Source organism: Capnocytophaga cynodegmi DSM 19736 (assembly GCF_000379185.1).
GTDB lineage: Bacteria > Bacteroidota > Bacteroidia > Flavobacteriales > Flavobacteriaceae > Capnocytophaga > Capnocytophaga cynodegmi.
This window is the reverse complement of record NZ_KB900714.1, coordinates 25,882-46,802: the sequence shown is the minus strand read 5'-3', so window position 1 is coordinate 46,802 and position 20,921 is coordinate 25,882. Positions and strand designations below refer to the sequence as shown.

Here is a 20,921-nt window from a genome sequence, read left to right as displayed (position 1 = left end):
TTTTTATATTATGATTTATATATTTTTAATATCATCAATAATTTTTAAAGCCAAATCGTCAGCGTCTTTTTGAGTTTTAGCCTCTGTATAAATACGAATTATGGGTTCTGTATTTGATTTTCTTAAGTGAGCCCAACTCTCAGCAAAATCAATTTTTACTCCATCAATAGTATTTACATTTTCATTGCTGTATTTTTCAGCCATTTTTTTCAAAATATTATCTACATTTACATCTGGAGTAAGCTCAATTTTATTTTTACTCATAAAATAAGCAGGATAACTTTCACGAAGTTGTTTTACAGAGTAATCTTTTGTAGCTAAGAGAGATAAAAATACTGCAACGCCTACTAAAGCATCACGTCCGTAGTGTAATTCAGGATAGATTACTCCACCATTTCCTTCACCACCAATAACAACATTATGTTTTTTCATCATCTCAACCACATTTACTTCTCCTACGGCAGAGGCAAAGTATTTCCCTCCGTGTTTTTCGGTAACATCACGTAAGGCCCTTGATGAGGAAAGATTAGAAGCTGTGTTTCCAGGCGTTTTTCCTAAAATATAATCAGCACAAGCAACCAGAGTGTATTCTTCCCCGAACATTTCTCCATCTTCACAAACGAGTGCCAATCTGTCTACATCGGGGTCAACTACGATTCCAAAATCGGCTTTTTCAGCGATAACTTTTGCAGAAATATCTCCCAAATGTTCTTTTAAAGGTTCTGGATTGTGAGGGAAATGCCCTGTAGGCTCACAATAAAGTTCTACAACTTCAACACCTAATTTTTTCAAAAGTTTAGGAATGGCTATTCCGCCTGTAGAATTTACGGCATCAACTACAACTTTAAATTTTTTCTTTTTGATTGCCTCAATATCCAACACTTTTAAATTTAGGACAGCGTCAATGTGTTTATCAATATAAGTATCATTTTTTATTATTTTTCCCAAATCATCAACTGAAGAAAAAACAAAATCATTTTTTTCGGCAATTTTCAGAATTTCTTCACCATCTTTTCCGCTCAAAAATTCTCCTTTATTGTTCAGAAGTTTTAATGCGTTCCATTGTTTTGGGTTATGACTGGCAGTCAGAATGATACCTCCGTCAGCTTTTTCTATCGGTACGGCAACTTCCACAGTAGGGGTGGTACTTAAACCAGTATCAATCACTTCAATGCCCAAGCCTACGAGTGTATAAGCTACTAAATTTTGTATCATCTCGCCTGAAATTCGAGCATCACGCCCCACAACCACACGGATATTTTCTTTTCTAAGATTGGTTTTTAACCAAGTTCCGTAAGCAGCTGCAAATTTTACAGCATCAATTGGAGTTAAATTGTCTTCGGGTTTTCCTCCAATAGTACCCCGAATTCCTGAAATAGATTTAATTAATGTCATATTCTTATGTTTTTCTGATTAAATATGTTTGTTCTATTCTTGTAAGAAATGTATAGTGACGTTGTCAGAACATTCTATCCCCAAAAGAGTTGAAGCTCCTCCTGAAGAACTTAAGTCACTTTTGTAGATGCTAATTTGCAGTAAATCAATACTATTAAATAAAAGTAAATTTCTTCCCTCTGGAGCTCTGTTTTCTTTTGGAACTTTAAAGTCAATAATGTCTGTATATAAGTTGTGTATTTTGTGAGATGAATACATTTTGAAAATTACTTCAAAAGTGCGATTTTGTCTAATTTCATCAAACAATGAACGATTAATGTTGCTTACAGCATTTCCGTAGTGATCAATGTAGATGATACTTCCATAAATGAAAGACTTATCTTTTGAAATTTCTGGTTTTAAGTAACTTATTTTTAGGTAATTATATGTTTTTTTGCCGATTTTGTCAAGAGGAATATTATTTCCAATCTTGGATACTATTTTTGGGAAAAAGTCGAGTACAGGAAACAATGTAACAGGTTCATTTTCTCCAATTTCATAAACTTCAACATCTTTCTCATTTTCAGATAATAAATGAAAAATTCCGTTATCGGCACCAATAAAATAATGCCCGTTTAGATACATCATCAAATGTTTTTTCTCGGGTGTCCGTTCCGAATCTACCCCAATAATGTGAATAGTGCCTTTTGGAAAATGTACATAAGAATTTTTGAGAATATAAGCTGTTTGTAAGATATCAAAAGGTGTAATCAAATGTGAAATATCAACAACGTGAGCCTGTGGAAAATTACTATAAATAGCTCCTTTCACAGCTCCAACGGAGTAATCTTTCTCTCCAAAATCCGTAGTTAATGTAATGATTCTCAAATTAAGTACTATAAAAAATATTTTACATTTGATGCGATTAAAAATGCCCACAAACATACTAAAAAAAAATATATTACAGATTATTTTGAGGCATTATTTATCAATATTTGGTTTAATGGAGGTTTTCAGTTATTTCAGATTGATTTTGATTCAAATATTTTCTATCTTTGCGAAAAACTATCATATTTCATTTTATGAATCATAACTATTATGCAGTAATTATGGCTGGAGGGATTGGTTCTCGTTTTTGGCCTATTAGTACGGAAAACTATCCAAAACAATTTCACGATATGTTAGGAACGGGACAAACGTTACTCCAAAGGACATTTTCTCGACTTAATAAATTCATTAAGAAAGAGAATATTTTGGTTCTGACTAATGAAGTATATGGTGAGTTGGTTAAAGAGCAAATTCCTGAAATAGATTATCAAAATATTGTTTTAGAGCCTTGTATGAGAAATACAGCTCCGTGTATATTATATGCATCAATGAAAATAAAACAAAGAAATCCTGATGCACTGATGATAGTTGCTCCAAGTGACCATTGGATTGAAGATGAAAATGCTTTTTCTGAAAATGTGAAGAAATGTTTTGGTACTTCTCAAAATGCTGATATTCTGATGACTTTAGGAATTGTTCCTACATTTCCTAATACAGGATATGGATATATTCAGTATGATAAAAATGCTTCTGAAGAGATAAAAAAAGTAAGTCAGTTTCGTGAAAAGCCTGATTATGAAACTGCTAAAAAATTTCTACAATCAGGGAATTTTCTGTGGAATGCAGGGATTTTTGTTTGGAGTGTGCATAGTGTGCTGAAAGCTTTTAAGATATTTCAACCTGCTATGTATGAGTTGTTTAATAAAGGAAGTGAATTCTATAATACAGGACAAGAATCCGATTTTATTAAAAAGAATTACCCTCAAGCAGATAATATTTCGGTTGATTATGCTATTTTAGAGCCTTCTTCCAATATATATGTACTTCCAGCTAGTTTTGATTGGAACGATTTAGGAACATGGGGCTCTTTGTATGAAAAACTTCCAAAAGATGAAAAGCAAAATGTGGTAATAAACGCTCAAACTCTTTTGAGAAATTCAAATAATAATATCATACGTTCTAAAAAAGGGAAAATAGTAGTAATTGAGGAACTTAACGATTATATCGTTGTAGATAAAGAAGAAGTATTATTGATTTGCCCACGCCAAAACGAGCAAGACATTAAGAAAATAGCAAATGAGGTTAAAAATAAATTTGGAAAACATTTAGGATAAATATAAATACGTGATACAAAATGTTTTTTAAAGATTTTGATTCAAGAAAAAAACAGAATTTTTTTCTGTTTTTTTGTGTTTTTCAAAAAAATAAAATATTTTTACCCACATAATCTTAAAATAATTGAATAATTATGCAAATGTTAGATCATATAGACTTTATGTTACTTGATGAATTGCAACAAGATGGTAAGCAATCTATCAAGAAGTTAGCAGAAAAAGTGGGGCTTTCCATCACACCTGTTCACGAGCGGATAAAAAAAATGGAAACTAGCGGAGTGATAGAGAATTATGTCGCAGTTGTGAATCCAAAGCAGTTAGGGAAAAAGCTCGTAGCATATTGTCAAGTAAAATTACTTCGCCATCAGGGAGAACTTTTTGAAGAGTTTGAAAGATATATCAGCACGTTAGATGAGGTTCTTGAAGCTTCGTATATGGCGGGAGGCTATGATTTTCTGCTCAAGTTGGTGTTGAACGATATGGAGGAATACCAAAGATTTGTAGTACATAAAATTTCAAAATTGGAAATAATTGCAAATATTCAAAGCTCGTTTGTAATTAAGGAAATAAAAAATACATCTATGATAAAATGTTTGCGTGATGAAGCAGAGTTTGAATACAACAACACACTAAAAAACAATAACGAAATATAAAATACATAGTACTAAAATAGTTAAGACCAATGCATATAGCCGTTGCAGGAAATATTGGAGCAGGGAAAACAACATTAACAGCTTTGTTAGCAAAGCATTATGGTTGGGAAGCTCATTATGAAGATGTTGTAGATAACCCGTATTTAGATGATTTTTATCATCAGATGGAACGTTGGAGCTTCAATTTACAAATCTATTTCTTGAATAGCCGTTTTCGTCAAGTTTTGGATTTTCGTGAGAAGGGGAATAATATAATCCAAGACCGAACAATTTATGAAGACGCTCATATTTTTGCCCCTAATTTGCACGAAATGGGACTTATGAGTGGGAGAGATTTTCAGAATTATAAATCACTTTTCTTTTTGATGGAAAAGTTGGTGCAACCGCCCGATTTGTTAATTTATTTACGAAGTACAATTTCAAATTTGGTGAAACAAATTCACAAGCGAGGTAGAGAGTATGAAAGCTCTATTTCAATAGATTATCTCAATCGTTTGAATGAACACTACGAACAATGGATTAAAAATTACAACAAAGGAAAGTTATTGATTGTTGATGTGGATAATATCAATTTTGTGGATAATCCAGAGGATTTGGGTGAAATAATAAATAAGGTTGATGGTTTACTCTATGGTCTCTTTTAGAATAATCAAAAACAAATCAATATGCCAGAATTAAAAAAAATATTTGAAGGTTCTTCAATTCAAGCAAATCTTATAAGGTTAGCTTTGGAACAGATTGGAATTGAACCTATTATAAAAGACCGTACAGAATCAGGAAGATTAGCAGGATTTGCAAGTGAAATTCCGATGCAGGTGGAAATGTATGTTTTTGAAAGTCAGTATGATGATGCTATTGAAGTTTTGAAAAACTTGTCGTTAGAAGGTTAATTCTTCTGTCTTTATTATCATTATTAAAAATATGTTTATCAGTTGAGAATTAAAGCGTGAAAACAATTTAACTCTCAACTTTTAGTTTTTGTAAATAAATGAAATACATACGTTTAACTAAGGAACAACTGGAAGAACTCCACTATGATTTTGCTCGTTTTTTAGCCTCGCAACAAATTACTTTTGATGGATGGGAAACCATAAAAAGGGAAAAACCTCATATAGCGGAAGAGGAAATTGATATTTTCAGCGATTTGGTTTGGGAGAAAAGTTTAGAAAAAGTTGAGTTTTTGGAAAGAATTGATAGTGATTCGATTAATTGCTTCTCTTTCCAAGAAAATGATGCTCAGATGATTTCTGTGTTGGTTTCAGATAAAATTGTTGATTTGACAACTCCAAATGGATTTCAATGGCTTGAGAAAAATATACATTCCGATAAAGTTCAGTTTTACACAGGGAAAAAGAAATTAGTAGAAGATCGTAAATTAGAAATATTCAATCTAATCTGTCAAGGACTTCAAGTATCTGACGGAAAGTTATTTAAGAGTCTGATAGAAATAAAAAAGCAAATCGAAAATAAATAAATTTTAAAAAATTAGTATCTTCGCAGAGTTTTGAAAATGTTTTAAGTGATGGAAAATACACAATATACAGAAGATAATATTAAGTCATTAGATTGGCGGGAGCATATTCGTATGCGGCCAGGAATGTACATTGGTAAGTTGGGTGATGGTTCTTCCCCTGATGATGGAATTTATATTCTTCTGAAAGAGGTTTTGGATAACTGCATTGATGAGTTTGTTATGGGTGCAGGAAAAACCATTGAAGTTAAAATCACGGAAAACCGAGTAGATGTAAGGGATTACGGGCGAGGAATTCCTTTGGGAAAGGTGGTAGATGTGGTTTCAAAAATGAATACGGGGGGAAAGTATGATTCACGAGCATTTAAAAAATCGGTGGGACTCAACGGTGTAGGTACAAAAGCCGTCAATGCGTTATCTGTGTATTTTAAGGTAGAATCTGTTAGAGATAATCAGTCGAAGTCTGCTGTATTTGAAAAAGGTATTTTGTTGGAGGAATCTCCTATTGAGGAATCTTCCAAACGAAGAGGAACAAACGTGGTTTTTATTCCTGATGAGAGCATTTTTAAAAATTATAAGTTTAGGAATGAGTACATTGAGCGGATGTTGAAAAACTACGTGTACTTGAACCCTGGGCTTACGATACACTACAACGGAGAGAAATATTATTCCGAAAATGGACTGAAAGATTTATTAACAGAGAATAACAATGAAGAGGATTTTCTCTATCCTATCGTTCATCTGAAAGGAACGGATATTGAGGTAGCGGTAACACACAGCCGAACTCAGTATAGTGAGGAATATTATTCCTTTGTCAATGGGCAAAATACAACTCAGGGAGGGACGCATCTGTTGGCCTTCAGAGAGGCTTATGTGAAAACTATTCGAGATTTTTTTAACAAATCGTATGATGCTTCCGATATCCGTAAGTCAATTATTGGTGGAATATCCATTAAAGTGATGGAACCTGTTTTTGAAAGTCAGACAAAAACTAAGTTGGGTTCTACTGAAATGGGAGAGGGAATGCCTTCGGTACGTTCTCATATTAATGAGTTCATTGGTAAACATTTAGACGATTTTCTCCATAAAAATTTGGCTGTTGCCGATGAAATAAAAAAGAAAATAGAACAAGCGGAACGTGAACGTAAGGAACTCGCAGGTATCAGAAAATCAGCCAGAGAAGCAGCAAAAAAAGTAAGTCTGCATAACAAAAAGCTTCGTGATTGTCGTATTCATTTAACAGATACTAAAAAAGAACGAAATTTAGAGACCACGCTTTTTATCACTGAGGGAGATTCGGCTTCAGGTTCTATTACCAAGTCACGTGATGTGGAAACACAGGCAGTTTTCAGCCTTAAGGGAAAGCCACTCAATACATTCGGAATGACTAAAAAAATCGTTTATGAAAACGAAGAATTTAACCTATTACAAGCCGCATTAAACATAGAAGATTCTATTTCTGACTTGCGATACAACAATATTGTCATTGCAACAGATGCCGATGTGGACGGAATGCACATTCGTTTACTTTTGATTACTTTCTTTTTACAATTTTTCCCTGAATTGATAAAGGAAGGTCACGTATACATTTTACAAACACCTCTTTTTCGAGTGAGAGATAAACAGGAAACTATTTATTGTTACAGTGAAGAGGAAAAACAAAATGCAATTAAGAAACTTAAGGGAAAACCTGAAATTACCAGATTTAAAGGATTGGGAGAAATTTCGCCTGATGAATTTAAATATTTTATTGGTGAAGACATGCGTTTGGACCCCGTGATGATGGATAAAACTATTCATACAGAGCAACTTTTGGAATTTTATATGGGAAAAAATACGCCAGATCGTCAGGAATTTATCATAAATAACCTCCGTGTGGAGTTAGATATGATTGAAGAAAATTAATTTTTATCTATTTTTAAAATAAAAAAGCTATTTCCCAAAAGAAATAGCTTTTTTCGTATTGTTAAAATCTAATTATTCATCGTGATAAGAAATTCTTCATTATTGCGAGTTTGTTTCATTTGTGTTTCCATAAATTCCATGGCTTCCACAGGATTCATATCTGCCAAATATTTACGCAATATCCAAGTACGTTGAAGTGTTTTTTCATCGAGTAGCAAATCATCACGACGTGTTGAAGATGAAATAAGGTCAATGGCAGGGAAGATACGGCGGTTCGAAATACGTCTATCTAATTGTAATTCCATATTTCCTGTTCCTTTGAATTCCTCGAAGATAACTTCATCCATTTTTGAGCCAGTTTCAGTAAGGGCGGTTGCAATGATTGAGAGAGAACCTCCGTTTTCAATATTTCGAGCTGCACCAAAAAAACGTTTTGGCTTGTGAAGTGCATTCGCATCAACTCCTCCTGTAAGTACTTTACCTGAAGCAGGTTGAACCGTATTATAGGCTCTGGCTAATCGTGTAATTGAATCTAACAGAATTACCACATCGTGTCCGCATTCTACGAGTCGTTTGGCTTTTTCCAACACAATATTTGCAATTCGAACGTGCTCTGAAGCCTCTTTGTCAAAAGTGGAAGCAATAATTTCACCTTTCACACTTCGTTGCATATCAGTCACTTCCTCAGGACGCTCATCAATGAGTAATACCATTAAGTATACTTCAGGATGATTTTTAGAAATAGCATTTGCTATATCTTTGAGTAACATTGTTTTACCAGTTTTAGGCTGAGCAACAATCATTCCTCTTTGTCCTTTGCCGATAGGTGAGAACAAGTCAATTATTCGGGTAGAAATGGTACTTCCTTTTTCTGCTAATTTAAATTTTTCATCTGGGAAAAGAGGTGTTAAATGTTCGAAAGAAACACGATCACGTACAATTTGAGGGTCAAGTCCGTTTATTTTCAGTACTTTAAGAAGAGGGAAATATTTTTCTCCTTCTTTTGGAGGACGTACTGCTCCCAATACTGTATCGCCTGTTTGTAATCCAAAAAGTCTAATTTGAGATTGTGACACATAAATATCATCAGGTGAGGCTAAATAATTGTAATCGGAAGAACGAAGAAAACCATATCCGTCTTGCATTATATCTAAAACACCTTCACATTCTACAATTCCGTCAAATTCAAATTCGGGTGATCGATAACGATTTTTCTTTTCCTTGTCAAAATTTTCGGAATGGTTGTTATTTGAATGGTTTTGATTATTCCCATTACCATTCTTATTGAAGTTGGACTTTCCGTTCTGTGTATTTTGTTGATTTTGTGTGTTTTGTTGGTTGTTTTTCTTCTGGAAGTTTTGCTGTTTTTTAAATTGTTTTGGTTCTCTGCTTACTTCATCAGAATCTTGAGGTGAGGTTTCTTTAACTTCTGTTTTTTTGTTTTCTTTATTTGTAACAGGATTTTCTTTTTTTACAACTTGTTTTTGTGTAGGCTCCTGTTTTTTCTCTTTTGAATTAGTATTCTCTTTATCAGCTTGTTGAGCTTTAGTTTCAGAAGGTACTTTTTGAACAGTTTCCTTTTTCTTATTTTTAGTTTTTACAGAATTTGCTTTTTTTTCAGAAGTTTCTTTCTCTTTTTCTTGTTTTTGTGGTAATGGAGGATTTGATGCCTGAAGGTCAAGTATTTGATAAATTAAATCACTTTTGTTAAAGCTGCGAAATTTAGGCACCTTCATCTCCTGAGCTATTTCCTGTAACTCAGGAAGCTTCATAGATTTTAAATCAGTAATGTCAAACATTGGTAATTTTTTGTTATTAAAATAAAAAAATGATGATTTTTTTCAGTTTTTAGAATGTTGTTGAGATAGGTATTTCCTTCATTAAGAATTGTTTAGAGAATGTTTTTAATAGAAGGAACTGAAAAGCTGCTGCAATATTACAATATATACTGGTAATAAGCAAATATTTTTAAGAAAAAAAGAAATTCAAATTCTTTAAATTAATAAAAATGGAATTTATTTGTAAAAAGTTTTCATTTTTCAATAAAAATAATATTCCTCAATTTGATAGTTATTATGAAACCTTATTATCACATTTTCAAAGAACTATATAATGTTATATTCTTTATTCTGTTCTTGTTTCTATCAGAAAAAAATAATACCTTTACACGAAATTTCTTAAAGAATATTCAAAAATGACAAAATATAAAAATAAATATATAAACAGAGAGCTTAGTTGGTTGAAATTCAATGCTCGAGTTCTTCAGGAAGCTGCTGATGAAAATGTCCCCTTATTGGAAAGACTCCGTTTTGCTGGAATTTTTTCAAACAATTTAGATGAATTTTTTAAAGTTCGTTATGCGACAGTAAAGCGTGTGGCAATGAACGACCACGCACACGATGAACTTGGTGTACACGCTAAAGAATTACTTGAAGAAATTACAAAAGAAGTTATTCATTTACAGGAAAAAAGCCTTCAGATAATTAATTCTGTAACCAAACAACTTGAAAAAGAAAATATTTTCATTGTAAATGAAAAAACATTACTTGCTGAGCACGAGCAGTTTGTGAATTCATACTTTTTGTCGAAGGTACGTCCAGCTTTGTTTACAATTATTTTGAATGATTTAGAGGCTTTTCCTCAACTGAAAGATGATGTTGCGTATTTAGCAATAAAAATGACACTCAAAAATGAGACAAAGACAAAAGGAGTTCAAAAGTTTTTTTCATCAAAAGCCTACAAAGAGAAAATACAATATGCTCTTATTGAGCTTCCTACAACTTTAAATCGTTTTGTTGAGCTTCCGCAAATTGGCAACAAACATTACATAATAATGATAGATGACATTATTAGGTTTTGTATGCATCAAATTTTTAATATATTTGATTATGAGTCTCTTACTGCTCATATGATAAAAATCACTCGTGATGCAGAGCTTGATATTGATGACGATTTAAGCAAGAGTTTTGTGGAGAAAATATCTTCGAGTGTGGAAGGAAGACGTAGTGGAGAACCCGTACGTTTGGTATATGATAAAGAAATAGGGAAAGATACATTGCAATTTCTGTTTGATAAAATGGAAATAGTTGAAACAGACAGTATTATACCTGGAGGAAAATATCATAATCGTCGTGATTATATGAGTTTTCCAAGTATGGGACGTCACGATTTAACCTATCAACCCATTCAACCACTTCCTGTTAAAGGACTTGCCACTGGAGGTAGTCTCCTTAAAAAAATAGCTGAAAAAGACTACTTGCAATTCACTCCATATCATACATTTTCTAACATTGTTTGGTTTCTGCGTGAAGCTGCATTAGACCCCAAAGTGAAATCTGTTAAAATCACAATTTATCGTTTAGCAAAAAATTCACAAGTGGTTAATTCACTGATAAATGCAGTCAAAAATGGTAAAAAAGTTACAGTTCAGATAGAGCTTCAAGCACGTTTTGATGAAGAGTCAAACATAAAATATGCAGAGCTATTAAAGGCAGAAGGAGTAAAACTTATTTTTGGTGTTCGTGGGCTAAAAGTGCATAGTAAAATATGTGTGATTGAACGAGAAGAAGGAAAGGAAATCAAACGTTATGGTTTCATTAGTACAGGAAATTTTAATGAATCAACTGCTAGAATCTATACTGACTATACCTTATTCACAGCAAATCAGGACATTCTAAAAGAAGTTAATAAAGTATTTAACTTTCTGGAAACAAGTTATGTAATTCAGCGTTACAAACATTTGATAGTTTCACCTCATTATACAAAGAAAGTGCTTACTAAGCTCATTGATAAAGAGATACAAAATGCAAAAGCTGGTAAAGAGGCTTGTATAAAATTGAAAATGAATAGCTTGACGAGCTACAAAATGATTGATAAATTGTACGAAGCTAGTAGGGCAGGAGTTAAGATTCAAATGATTGTGCGTGGAATTTGCTGTCTGATACCTGGCGTTAAAGGAATGAGTGAGAACATTGAAGTTATCAGTATTGTGGATAAATTTTTGGAGCATCCTCGTTTGTTTATCTTCGGAAATGATGGAGATCCGAAAGTTTACATTTCTTCAGCAGATTTTATGACAAGAAATATATCGTACCGAGTAGAAGTAGGTTGCCCAATTTACGACCCTGATATCAAAAAAGAACTGATTGATACGTTCGAAATTGGTTGGGCGGATAACGTGAAAGCAAGGATTATTTCAGAAAAACAAGATAACGCCTACCGAACTAATAATAATCAAATAATAAGGTCACAAGAAGCAATGTATGATTATTACTTGAAAAAATAAAGGTTTGTAAAATAAATCTAAATAATATTATTGATGGATTAAAAATATTTTTAGATTAATCTAAAATAAATGATTATTTTTGCATTTCATAATTTTAGATTTTAATTTATGGTTGAATCGATAATTGCTTATTTAGAGAGTATTGACCCTGTGAATGCAGCACTTTATGCAACGTTGTTTACTTGGTTTGTGACAGCTTTAGGGGCCTCTGTAGTTTTTTTCTTCAAGGAGATGAATAAAACTTTTATGGATGGAATGCTCGGATTTACGGGAGGAGTGATGGTAGCGGCAAGTATTTGGAGTTTATTAATTCCTTCTATGGAAATGACTTCAGGAGAAGGGATTTACAAAGTGATACCAGCTGTTTTGGGGTTCTTATTAGGAGCGTTTTTTCTTTTCGTCTTGGATAAGTTGTTGCCTCACTTTCACGCAAACTTTAAGCAAACAGAGGGCATAAAATCAAGATTTAGAAAAACCACCTTATTGATTTTAGCAATAACTTTGCATAATATTCCCGAAGGGTTAGCAGTGGGTGTGCTTTTTGGAGGTGTTGCGGCTGGAGTTCCTGAAGCCTCTATTGCAGGTGCGGTAGTTTTGGCAATAGGGATTGGTTTACAAAACTTCCCTGAGGGTATCGCGGTTTCTGTGCCATTACGAGCAATGGGATTAAGCCGAAGGAAAAGTTTCTTTTACGGGCAATTGTCTGCTGTAGTAGAACCTATTGCGGGAGTTTTAGGAGCGGTTGCTGTGTTGTTTTTCACGCCAATTTTGCCTTATGCATTGTCCTTTGCGGCGGGAGCGATGATTTATGTGGTTGTTGAGGAAGTAATTCCTGAGTCACAGCAAAATAAGAATACAGATGTCTCCACAATAGGGTTTCTTATAGGCTTTGTTATAATGATGTCATTAGATGTGATATTAGGATGATTACAAAAAAATAAAATAATACAGAGAGATTTATGATTACGACAGATTTTGTAATTCAAGATAAAGAATCCATTTCTTTTGAAGATATTTTTTTATATGAAGAGAATAAAAGTGCTTTAAGTCAGGTAATTAAAGAGCATAAGTATTTTGCAGAACTTTCAAAATATGGATTATATCCTGATAATAAAATCTTGTTTTATGGAGCTTCAGGTTGTGGAAAGACCACAACAGCGAAGGCAATTGCCAAAGTATTGAATAAACCTTCTTTTGTGTTGAATTTAAGTAATTTAGTAAATTCAAGAATAGGAGAAACTTCCAAAAACTTGAAAGCTGTTTTTGATAAAGCCCAAAGAGAAAAAGCAGTTTTGTTTTTAGATGAATTTGACCAAATAGGAAAAACTCGAACTGATGACGAACGTGATGTAGGGGAAATGCGACGTTTGGTAAATACAATCATTCAGTTATTTGATTATTTTCCTAAAGATGGAGTGCTTATTTGTGCTACAAATCATATTGATTTTATAGACTTTGCCTTACTTCGTCGTTTTCAGCTCAAATTGGAGTTTCAACTCCCAACAAAAGAGCGATTGGATAGCTATTATGATAAAATATTAGCACCTTTTCCTGACAAAATGAAAAATATTGACAGAAAGTATAATATTTCATACGCAGAAGTAAAGGATTATGTTCATACACAGATGAAAAAGGCAATAATCAATTCTTTAGAGCAATAAATTTTGAAAGGATACAAAATCAGATATAATAATATTTTATTAAAATATTATTTTGTAGATATTTTCTTTCTTTTTTGGCATAATTATTGATGATTGTAAAAATAGTATGTTAAAAAATATATTAAGTATAACTATTTTAAGAAAAACAGTATGAAAAATTATGTAAGTGCTATTTCGGCGGCTTTCTTAGGTGGAATGCTGACCTTAGGTGGATACAAGTTTTTTTTTGACAAAAAAGAGACAAATCAGGCGATTATTGCTGAAGCAGGAAAACCTAACTTTGTTCAGGCGAATTATACAACAGAGACAAAGTTTCAATTCAATGAAAATAGTTTTGTTGAAGCAGCAAATAAAACGGTAAATAGCGTTGTTCACATCAAAAATGTAGCAAAAGTACAAGGTGGGGCAATGTCTATTTTTGATTTACTTTACGGAAATGGAGGAGGTAATCAAACACAAATTGGAACTGGCTCTGGAGTTATCATAACACCTGATGGTTATATAGTTACAAACAATCACGTAATTGCAGATGCAACGAGTTTGGAAGTTACTTTGAATAACAATAAAACGTATACAGCCAAACTTGTAGGAACGGATGTTTCATCAGATATAGCCTTGCTTAAAATTGATGCGGGGGAGCAGTTACCTTTCTTAACCTTCGCTGATTCAGATAATACGCAAATAGGTGAATGGGTACTTGCAGTAGGAAACCCTTTTAATTTGAATTCAACCGTTACAGCGGGGATTATAAGTGCAAAAGCTCGTAATATTAGCGAACGTTCAAGTGATAAAGTGGAGTCCTTTATTCAAACAGATGCAGCTGTAAACAGAGGAAATAGTGGTGGAGCTTTGGTGAATTTGAAAGGAGATTTGATAGGAATTAATACTGCAATAACTTCAACAACAGGTACTTATGTTGGGTACTCTTTCGCAGTTCCGAGTAACATAGCTAAAAAAGTAGTTGAGGATTTGATAGAGTTTGGAAATGTTCAAAAAGGAATTTTGGGTGTTAGAGGTACAGAATTAAATTCAACCTATGCGGAGAAACTTAAAATAAAAGAAACAGAGGGCTTTTATGTAGATGCTGTTGATGAAGATTCAGGTGCTGCTTCTGCAGGAATTAAAAAAGGAGATGTTATCAAAAAGATTGATAATGTGCGTATTCAAAAGTATTCTGACCTTAGTGGATACATTGCTTCTAAACGACCTGGAGATGCGTTGAAAGTCTTGTATGTACGTGAAGGAAAGGAAAAAACGACAAATATTACCCTTAAGAAAAACACTACGTATGTAATTAACGCTCTTGGTCTGGAAGTGAAAAACTTATCGGAAAATGATTACAAAAAATTCAAAACTAAATCAGGAGTGAGAATTACAGGAGCTTCTCAGTTTTATGAGCACAACAATATTGGGGTAGTAGGGAAAGTATTACTTTCTGTAAATGGAAAATCAATAAAAGATGTTGATGAATTGAAGGAAATAATGTCGAACTTATCATCAAATACGCGAAATTCATTAGAATTGTTAAATGAAAAAGGGGAAAAAGAAAGATTTTTCTTTTAGTTATAAATAGTTAAATTTTTTTAGGGATTGATGTTTTTGTAAGAGAGAATATCAGTCCCTAAATTTTATTGTTTTTAGATGAATATCAAGCTAATAGCCATAGGTAAAACGGATAATTCTGCATTACAACAACTTATAGCAGATTACGAAAAAAGACTCTCGCATTATGTAAACTTTCAGATGCAAATCATTCTGGATATAAAAAATAGCAAATCACTTAGTGAAGAGCAACAAAAGGCGAAAGAGGGAGAGTTAATTTTGAAAAACATAGAAAATTCTCATCATTTAATTTTATTAGATGAACGAGGTAAAGAGTATACTTCGGTTGGTTTTTCTGAATTTTTACAAAAGCAAATGAATACAGGCACAAAGCAACTTGTATTTGTAATAGGAGGACCTTATGGTTTTTCAGAAGAAGTTTACCAAAGGGCTAATGGCAAATTATCTCTCTCAAAATTAACATTTTCTCATCAAATGATACGCTTGTTTTTTGTTGAACAAATATACAGAGCTTTTACAATATTAAAAAACGAACCTTATCACCATCGGTAAATTATTACTAATTTTTTCTTAATAAATCAGCTATTTGCTGCATACCAATAGAAGCCTTTTCTTTGATTACAATCAAATTTTCATTACTTTGAATTTGAGGTTTTAAATCTACATAGTATATGGGAGTGTTATATTTGGCATAATTCATAAGCCCTGCTGCGGGATATACTTGTAAAGAAGTTCCTATAACCAAAAGAATATCACAACTTTCAACTTCTTGTATGGCTTTAGGAATCATTGGTACATCTTCTCCAAACCAAACAATGTGTGGGCGTAGTTGAGCTCCAGAGGGTGATAAATCTCCTAAATGAATATCCCCAAAGCAATCAAAAATTAGTTTGTCATTATCAACGCCTCTTGACTTTAACAATTCCCCGTGAAGATGAATTATATTTTTACTTCCAGCTCTTTCGTGTAAATCATCTACATTTTGGGTTATTATAACTACTTCGTAATCAGATTGTAATTCTGATAAAATATTGTGAGCCAAGTTTGGTTTCACCTCCTTTAGCTGCCGTCTGCGTTGATTGTAAAACTCCAAAACAAGATTGGGATTTTTAGCAAACCCTTCAGGGGAAGCAACTTCCATTACGTTGTGTCCTTCCCAGAGTCCATCAGAATCGCGAAATGTTTTTATACCACTTTCGGCACTAATTCCTGCTCCTGTGAGTGCTACAATCTTCTTTTTCATAAGAAGCTGGTTTTTAGTTTGTTTTTTTGATTTCTTCAATATGTTTTTTTAATTCCTTACCATATTTAGATGAAGCCACTTCAGGAGAAAGTATGCCGTGTATTGAATCTAAAAATTTAACATTAGCATCAGGTGCATCAGCCAAAGCAATGTAAGGAGACACATACGAGTCGGGGTGTGTGATGGCAAAATTCAGTGTGTATAGATAACGTCGAAGCGTATTTTTTTCCGAAAGTTGGTTAATTGAATCAGCTTTTTTCTGATTTTGTTCTTTTAAAGCATTGAGTTGTAGTTCTAAAAGTTCTAAATTTCGATTGCTGAATTTTCGTATGTTTTTGTTATATTCCTCAAGAATTTTTTGTGATTCGGAGCCTTCAATTTTTGCGTGAATGTCAAACATTTCGTGTTTACTATTGATTTTGATTGTTGTAGGTTCACCAAAAAAACGAAGTCTATTTCCAAAATCTGTTCCCTCTTTTTTATCTAAATCAAGATAAATGTAAAAAACTTCGGGAGTTTCAAGTTTCCTTTTGAAAGTAAATTTACCATCGCCCTTTGCTTCAACAGAATCCAAATTGATTAATTTTTCATCGTCATATCGCTGAAGATAGATTTTTCCTTTCTTCAGCCCTTCAATATTTCCTTCAATAATCATCGTATTCTCATCAGCTGTCTCTGAGCAACTTAAAATCGTTAAAGCCGAAACTAAAAATAATATTTTTTTCATTGAAAATAAATCTAAAAAATCAAAAAGCAATACATTCTCTACACGTAAAGAATTTTACATATTCCGTGCGAAGGTAGCATAAATTTTTATTTTAGCAAAACTTTAAGGAATTTTTAATTTTTAAATTGCTGGAAATCAGTTTTTAACTTTCAATTATTGAAGGTAAATTTTCATTAAACCATTTGTACCTATTGATAATCATAATATGTGTACCTTTTTCAACAATAATTGCGTCAGAAATGTACTTTGCTGGGAAAATTTTATCGTTACTTCCCTGTATATGAATAGTATTAGGTAAAGGAGTTTCCTGTTCCCAATTTATAATTTTATCAATAGACCACTCTAAATAAAAAGGCGAACGCATACCGATGTATTTTTCATAAAGTTTAATACGTTTAGTAACAGAATCAATGAAGGAAAATTGTTTCCAATATTCAAGGGAATTGATTAAACTCACTGGAAGTAATTTGTACAAATTTGTGTATCGAGCCAAAAGCATTTTCTTAGGTAATTCGTGTTTGCTTTTTACACTCGATATTACTATAATTTTTTTATAATCAATATGTTTTGCAATTTCTTGTACAATGATTCCACCGAAAGAAACTCCCAATAATACGGGTTTGTCGTGTTTAATATTTTTTGATAAACGTAAAGCATATTCCGATAAAGATTCCTCTTTAAAGGGAAGAATCCAATCCAAGAGATGAATTTCGTAATTGTCAGAAAATTGTAAAAATTCAAAAATTTTAGGACTCGCAGCCATTCCCGGCATCAGGTAAATATGAGTTTTAGTATTTATCATTTAAAAATTGAAAATTAATGAATTATTTCGTAATTTTGCACCGAAGTTATAAATATAAAATTAGGGTAAAGGTACAACCTTTTTGTTAAATATAAAAGTGGTGTCGAAAAACCTTATTTTCTATTGTTAATGCTTTATACCAATATGATTGAAATAACAGATAGTGAATTTTTACGCCAATTTCAGGCAAAGGTAAATGGACAAATTGCATTTGTAGAGTATTCCATACAAGAAAGAAAAATCTTTTTCACAAAGGTACATATTCCCGGAGAGGCTGATGAAGAATTTACAGACGAATTTATGAAAGCTGTCCTTCAAAAAGTTTCTTCAAAAAAACTTAGAGTTGTACCAACTTGTTCAGAGGCAATTGCTTTTTTCAGAAGAAATAAGGAATACAAGGAGTTAATTCCTGCGGGAATTAGAATTTAGATTTACGTATCTCAATGCAAATATCAATAGTAATCCCTCTTTTAAATGAGGAAGAATCGTTGACGGAGCTTCATAGTTGGATAGTCCGAGTAATGGAAGAGCATAAATTCACCTACGAGATAATTTTTGTAGATGATGGAAGTAATGATGATTCTTGGAAGATAATAAAGAATTTATCGGAGAAGGATAGTTGTGTTTCAGGTATACGTTTTTTCAGAAATTATGGAAAATCACAAGCTCTACACGTTGGTTTTGCTAAGTCAGAGGGAGATGTTGTCATAACAATGGATGCTGATTTACAGGATAGCCCTGACGAGATTCCAGCACTTTACAGAATGATAACCACAGAAGGATATGATTTGGTATCAGGCTGGAAGAAAAAACGTTACGATTCAAAGTTGACTAAAAACTTACCCTCAAAATTGTTCAATTGGGCTGCTCGTAAAACATCAGGATTACACCTTCACGACTTTAATTGTGGCTTGAAAGCTTATAAAAAAGAAGTAGTCAAGAATATTGATGTTTCGGGAGAAATGCATCGTTATATTCCTGTTTTAGCTAAAAATGCTGGTTATGAGAAGATTACTGAAAAGGTTGTTCAACATCAAGCCAGAAAGTATGGGCAGACCAAATTTGGAATGAATCGATTTATTAATGGTTTTTTAGATTTGATAACCATTAGTTTCATATCTCAATTCGGAAAAAGGCCAATGCATTTTTTTGGAGCTTTAGGAGTTTTGATGTTTTTTATAGGTTTTGCTTTCTCAATTTATTTGGGTATTGATAAATTGTTTATTAATCCGCATAACCGATTGATAGCTAACCGCCCTGAGTTTTATATTGCATTAACAACGATGGTAATTGGTACGCAGTTTTTTATCGCAGGATTTTTAGGAGAAATCATTTTGAGAACCAAGAATAAAGAAGAAAGATATAAAATAAGTGATAGAATTGGAATCTAAAATTCTAAAATTATTGATAAGTACAAAATCTGAAAAGAATTGATTTTTAATTTTTTACAGAATATCCAAATTTAAAAAAAGGAAAAATATTAATCATTGTAAGTAAAATTACGTACTTTCGTACGCTAAATTAAATTGACAAATAAAATTATATAAGATGAGTAAATACGACATTATTGTATTGGGAAGCGGACCAGGTGGTTATGTAACTGCGATTCGTGCTTCTCAATTGGGCTTTAAAACAGCAGTAATTGAAAAAGAAAACTTGGGAGGTGTGTGTTTGAATTGGGGGTGTATCCCAACGAAAGCACTTTTAAAATCGGCTCAAGTGTTTGAATATTTGAAACACGCTTCAGATTACGGACTTTCTGTAAAAGAATTTGATAAGGATTTTTCTGCAGTGGTAAAAAGAAGTCGTGATGTTGCGGACGGAATGAGCAAAGGCGTTCAATTTTTAATGAAAAAAAATAAAATTGACGTGATTGACGGCTTTGGGAAAGTAAAACCTGGTAAAAAAGTGGAAGTTACAGACAAAGATGGTAAAGTAACTGAATATTCTGCTGACCACATTATCATTGCTACTGGAGCCCGTTCACGTGAGTTACCAGCTCTTCCACAAGATGGTAAAAAGGTAATTGGATATCGTCAAGCACTTACCTTGCCAGAGCAACCTAAAAAAATGATTGTAGTAGGAAGTGGTGCTATTGGAATTGAATTTGCTTACTTTTACAATTCAATGGGGACAGAAGTTACCATAGTGGAATTTATGCCAAACATTGTTCCTGTTGAAGATGAGGAAGTTTCAAAACAATTAGAACGTAGCTTCAAGAAATTGGGAATAAAAATTATGACTTCTGCCGAAGTTACAAAAGTTGATACTTCAGGTAAAGGAGTAAAAGCCTTTGTCAAAACTTCAAAAGGTGAAGAAGTATTGGAGGCAGACGTTATTTTATCTGCAGTAGGAATTAAAACAAATATAGAAAATATTGGTTTAGAAGAAGTTGGTATTGCGACCGACCGCGATAAAATTTTAGTAGATAAATTCTATCAAACAAACGTTCCTGGATATTATGCTATCGGTGATGTGGTTCCTGGTCAAGCATTGGCTCACGTAGCTTCTGCGGAAGGAATTTTGTGTGTTGAGAAAATAAAAGGACTACACGTTGAACCTCTTGACTACGGAAATATCCCGGGTTGTACGTATTGTACCCCTGAAATTGCATCTGTAGGACTTACTGAAAAACAAGCTAAGGAGAAAGGTTATGAAATAAAAGTTGGTAAGTTTCCGTTCTCGGCTTCAGGGAAAGCGAAAGCGGGTGGAAATGCTGACGGATTTGTAAAAGTAATTTTTGATGCCAAGTATGGCGAATGGCTTGGTTGTCATATGATTGGGGCAGGAGTTACAGATATGATTGCTGAGGCAGTTGTTGCTCGTAAACTTGAAACTACTGGTCACGAAGTATTAAAAGCAGTACATCCGCACCCAACTATGAGTGAGGCTGTTATGGAAGCTGTTGCTGCTGCATATGGCGAAGTAATTCACATATAAAAAGTAAAAAATATTAATTTTTTAAAGGGCAGAGAATTTTTTAAGATTTTCTGCCTTTTTGGCTTTAAAAACTACTTTTAAAGCTATTTTCGAGAGGAAAAAGTATTCTAATTTTTGATTTTCAGATATTTTGTT

General features: G+C 32.9%; 20 protein-coding genes. 14 read left to right on the top strand and 6 right to left on the bottom strand.

Features of this window, described 5'->3' with window-relative positions; genetic code table 11:
- Positions 1-15: 15 nt before the first annotated feature.
- Positions 16-1,395, bottom strand: coding sequence for a phosphoglucosamine mutase (gene glmM, locus YW9_RS0105285; RefSeq protein ID WP_018279151.1), 1,380 nt, complete (start codon positions 1,393-1,395; stop codon positions 16-18).
- A gap of 33 nt (positions 1,396-1,428) precedes the next feature.
- Positions 1,429-2,262, bottom strand: coding sequence for an SAM hydrolase/SAM-dependent halogenase family protein (locus tag YW9_RS0105280; protein ID WP_026193837.1), 834 nt, complete (start codon positions 2,260-2,262; stop codon positions 1,429-1,431).
- A gap of 194 nt (positions 2,263-2,456) precedes the next feature.
- On the opposite strand from YW9_RS0105280, the gene YW9_RS0105275 reads away from it, so the two are divergent.
- The 6 genes from YW9_RS0105275 (at position 2,457) to YW9_RS0105245 (ending at position 7,565) form a co-directional block, all read left to right on the top strand.
- Positions 2,457-3,536, top strand: coding sequence for a mannose-1-phosphate guanylyltransferase (locus tag YW9_RS0105275; protein ID WP_018279149.1), 1,080 nt, complete (start codon positions 2,457-2,459; stop codon positions 3,534-3,536).
- 134 nt (positions 3,537-3,670) lie between these two features.
- Positions 3,671-4,189: an Lrp/AsnC family transcriptional regulator gene (locus YW9_RS0105265; RefSeq protein WP_018279148.1), complete on the top strand. Its 519-nt coding sequence runs from the start codon at positions 3,671-3,673 to the stop codon at positions 4,187-4,189.
- Between the two features lie 29 nt (positions 4,190-4,218).
- Complete coding sequence (locus YW9_RS0105260; RefSeq protein WP_018279147.1) at positions 4,219-4,833, top strand: deoxynucleoside kinase; 615 nt, start codon at positions 4,219-4,221, stop codon at positions 4,831-4,833.
- A gap of 21 nt (positions 4,834-4,854) precedes the next feature.
- Entirely contained in the window at positions 4,855-5,079 is a 225-nt protein-coding gene (locus YW9_RS0105255; protein ID WP_018279146.1) for a putative signal transducing protein, read from the top strand.
- Between the two features lie 98 nt (positions 5,080-5,177).
- On the top strand, positions 5,178-5,663 hold the full coding sequence (locus YW9_RS0105250) for a DUF6495 family protein (protein ID WP_018279145.1): 486 nt from the start codon (positions 5,178-5,180) through the stop codon (positions 5,661-5,663).
- Positions 5,664-5,711: 48 nt separating this feature from the next.
- Entirely contained in the window at positions 5,712-7,565 is a 1,854-nt protein-coding gene (locus tag YW9_RS0105245) for a DNA topoisomerase IV subunit B (protein ID WP_018279144.1), read from the top strand.
- 68 nt (positions 7,566-7,633) lie between these two features.
- Here YW9_RS0105245 and rho read toward each other — a convergent pair whose 3' ends face one another.
- Positions 7,634-9,364 carry a transcription termination factor Rho gene (gene rho / locus YW9_RS0105240; RefSeq protein WP_018279143.1) on the bottom strand — a complete coding sequence of 577 codons (1,731 nt, stop codon included), beginning with the start codon at positions 9,362-9,364 and terminating at the stop codon, positions 7,634-7,636.
- 395 nt (positions 9,365-9,759) lie between these two features.
- On the opposite strand from rho, the gene ppk1 reads away from it, so the two are divergent.
- The 5 genes from ppk1 to rlmH all read left to right on the top strand — a co-directional run bounded on the left by ppk1 (position 9,760) and on the right by rlmH (position 15,626).
- A complete protein-coding gene (ppk1, locus tag YW9_RS0105235; RefSeq protein WP_018279142.1) occupies positions 9,760-11,850 on the top strand; it encodes a polyphosphate kinase 1 in 2,091 nt (696 codons plus the stop codon).
- A 108-nt stretch (positions 11,851-11,958) separates the two neighbouring features.
- Positions 11,959-12,777, top strand: coding sequence for a ZIP family metal transporter (locus YW9_RS0105230; RefSeq protein WP_018279141.1), 819 nt, complete (start codon positions 11,959-11,961; stop codon positions 12,775-12,777).
- 32 nt (positions 12,778-12,809) lie between these two features.
- Positions 12,810-13,511, top strand: coding sequence for an AAA family ATPase (locus tag YW9_RS0105225; protein ID WP_018279140.1), 702 nt, complete (start codon positions 12,810-12,812; stop codon positions 13,509-13,511).
- A 150-nt stretch (positions 13,512-13,661) separates the two neighbouring features.
- Positions 13,662-15,074 carry a S1C family serine protease gene (locus YW9_RS0105220; RefSeq protein ID WP_018279139.1) on the top strand — a complete coding sequence of 471 codons (1,413 nt, stop codon included), beginning with the start codon at positions 13,662-13,664 and terminating at the stop codon, positions 15,072-15,074.
- 78 nt (positions 15,075-15,152) lie between these two features.
- A complete protein-coding gene (gene rlmH / locus YW9_RS0105215; RefSeq protein ID WP_018279138.1) occupies positions 15,153-15,626 on the top strand; it encodes a 23S rRNA (pseudouridine(1915)-N(3))-methyltransferase RlmH in 474 nt (157 codons plus the stop codon).
- Positions 15,627-15,633: 7 nt separating this feature from the next.
- On the opposite strand, the gene YW9_RS0105210 is transcribed toward rlmH, so the two are convergent.
- The 3 genes from YW9_RS0105210 to YW9_RS0105200 all read right to left on the bottom strand — a co-directional run bounded on the left by YW9_RS0105210 (position 15,634) and on the right by YW9_RS0105200 (position 17,846).
- Positions 15,634-16,317, bottom strand: coding sequence for an SIR2 family NAD-dependent protein deacylase (locus tag YW9_RS0105210; protein WP_026193835.1), 684 nt, complete (start codon positions 16,315-16,317; stop codon positions 15,634-15,636).
- Between the two features lie 13 nt (positions 16,318-16,330).
- Complete coding sequence (locus YW9_RS0105205) at positions 16,331-17,044, bottom strand: DUF4369 domain-containing protein (RefSeq protein WP_018279136.1); 714 nt, start codon at positions 17,042-17,044, stop codon at positions 16,331-16,333.
- Between the two features lie 142 nt (positions 17,045-17,186).
- A complete protein-coding gene (locus YW9_RS0105200; protein WP_041997009.1) occupies positions 17,187-17,846 on the bottom strand; it encodes an alpha/beta hydrolase in 660 nt (219 codons plus the stop codon).
- A 147-nt stretch (positions 17,847-17,993) separates the two neighbouring features.
- Between YW9_RS0105200 and YW9_RS0105195 the strand changes: the two genes are divergently transcribed.
- The 3 genes from YW9_RS0105195 (at position 17,994) to lpdA (ending at position 20,786) form a co-directional block, all read left to right on the top strand.
- The gene (locus YW9_RS0105195; RefSeq protein ID WP_026193833.1) at positions 17,994-18,275 is read left to right on the top strand and encodes a GNAT family N-acetyltransferase; all 282 of its coding nucleotides are present in this window, start codon (positions 17,994-17,996) and stop codon (positions 18,273-18,275) included.
- Positions 18,276-18,289: 14 nt separating this feature from the next.
- The gene (locus YW9_RS0105190) at positions 18,290-19,237 is read left to right on the top strand and encodes a glycosyltransferase family 2 protein (protein WP_018279133.1); all 948 of its coding nucleotides are present in this window, start codon (positions 18,290-18,292) and stop codon (positions 19,235-19,237) included.
- A gap of 157 nt (positions 19,238-19,394) precedes the next feature.
- Positions 19,395-20,786, top strand: a complete 1,392-nt coding sequence (gene lpdA, locus YW9_RS0105185; protein ID WP_018279132.1) for a dihydrolipoyl dehydrogenase — start codon at positions 19,395-19,397, stop codon at positions 20,784-20,786.
- The last annotated feature ends 135 nt before the right edge of the window (positions 20,787-20,921 follow it).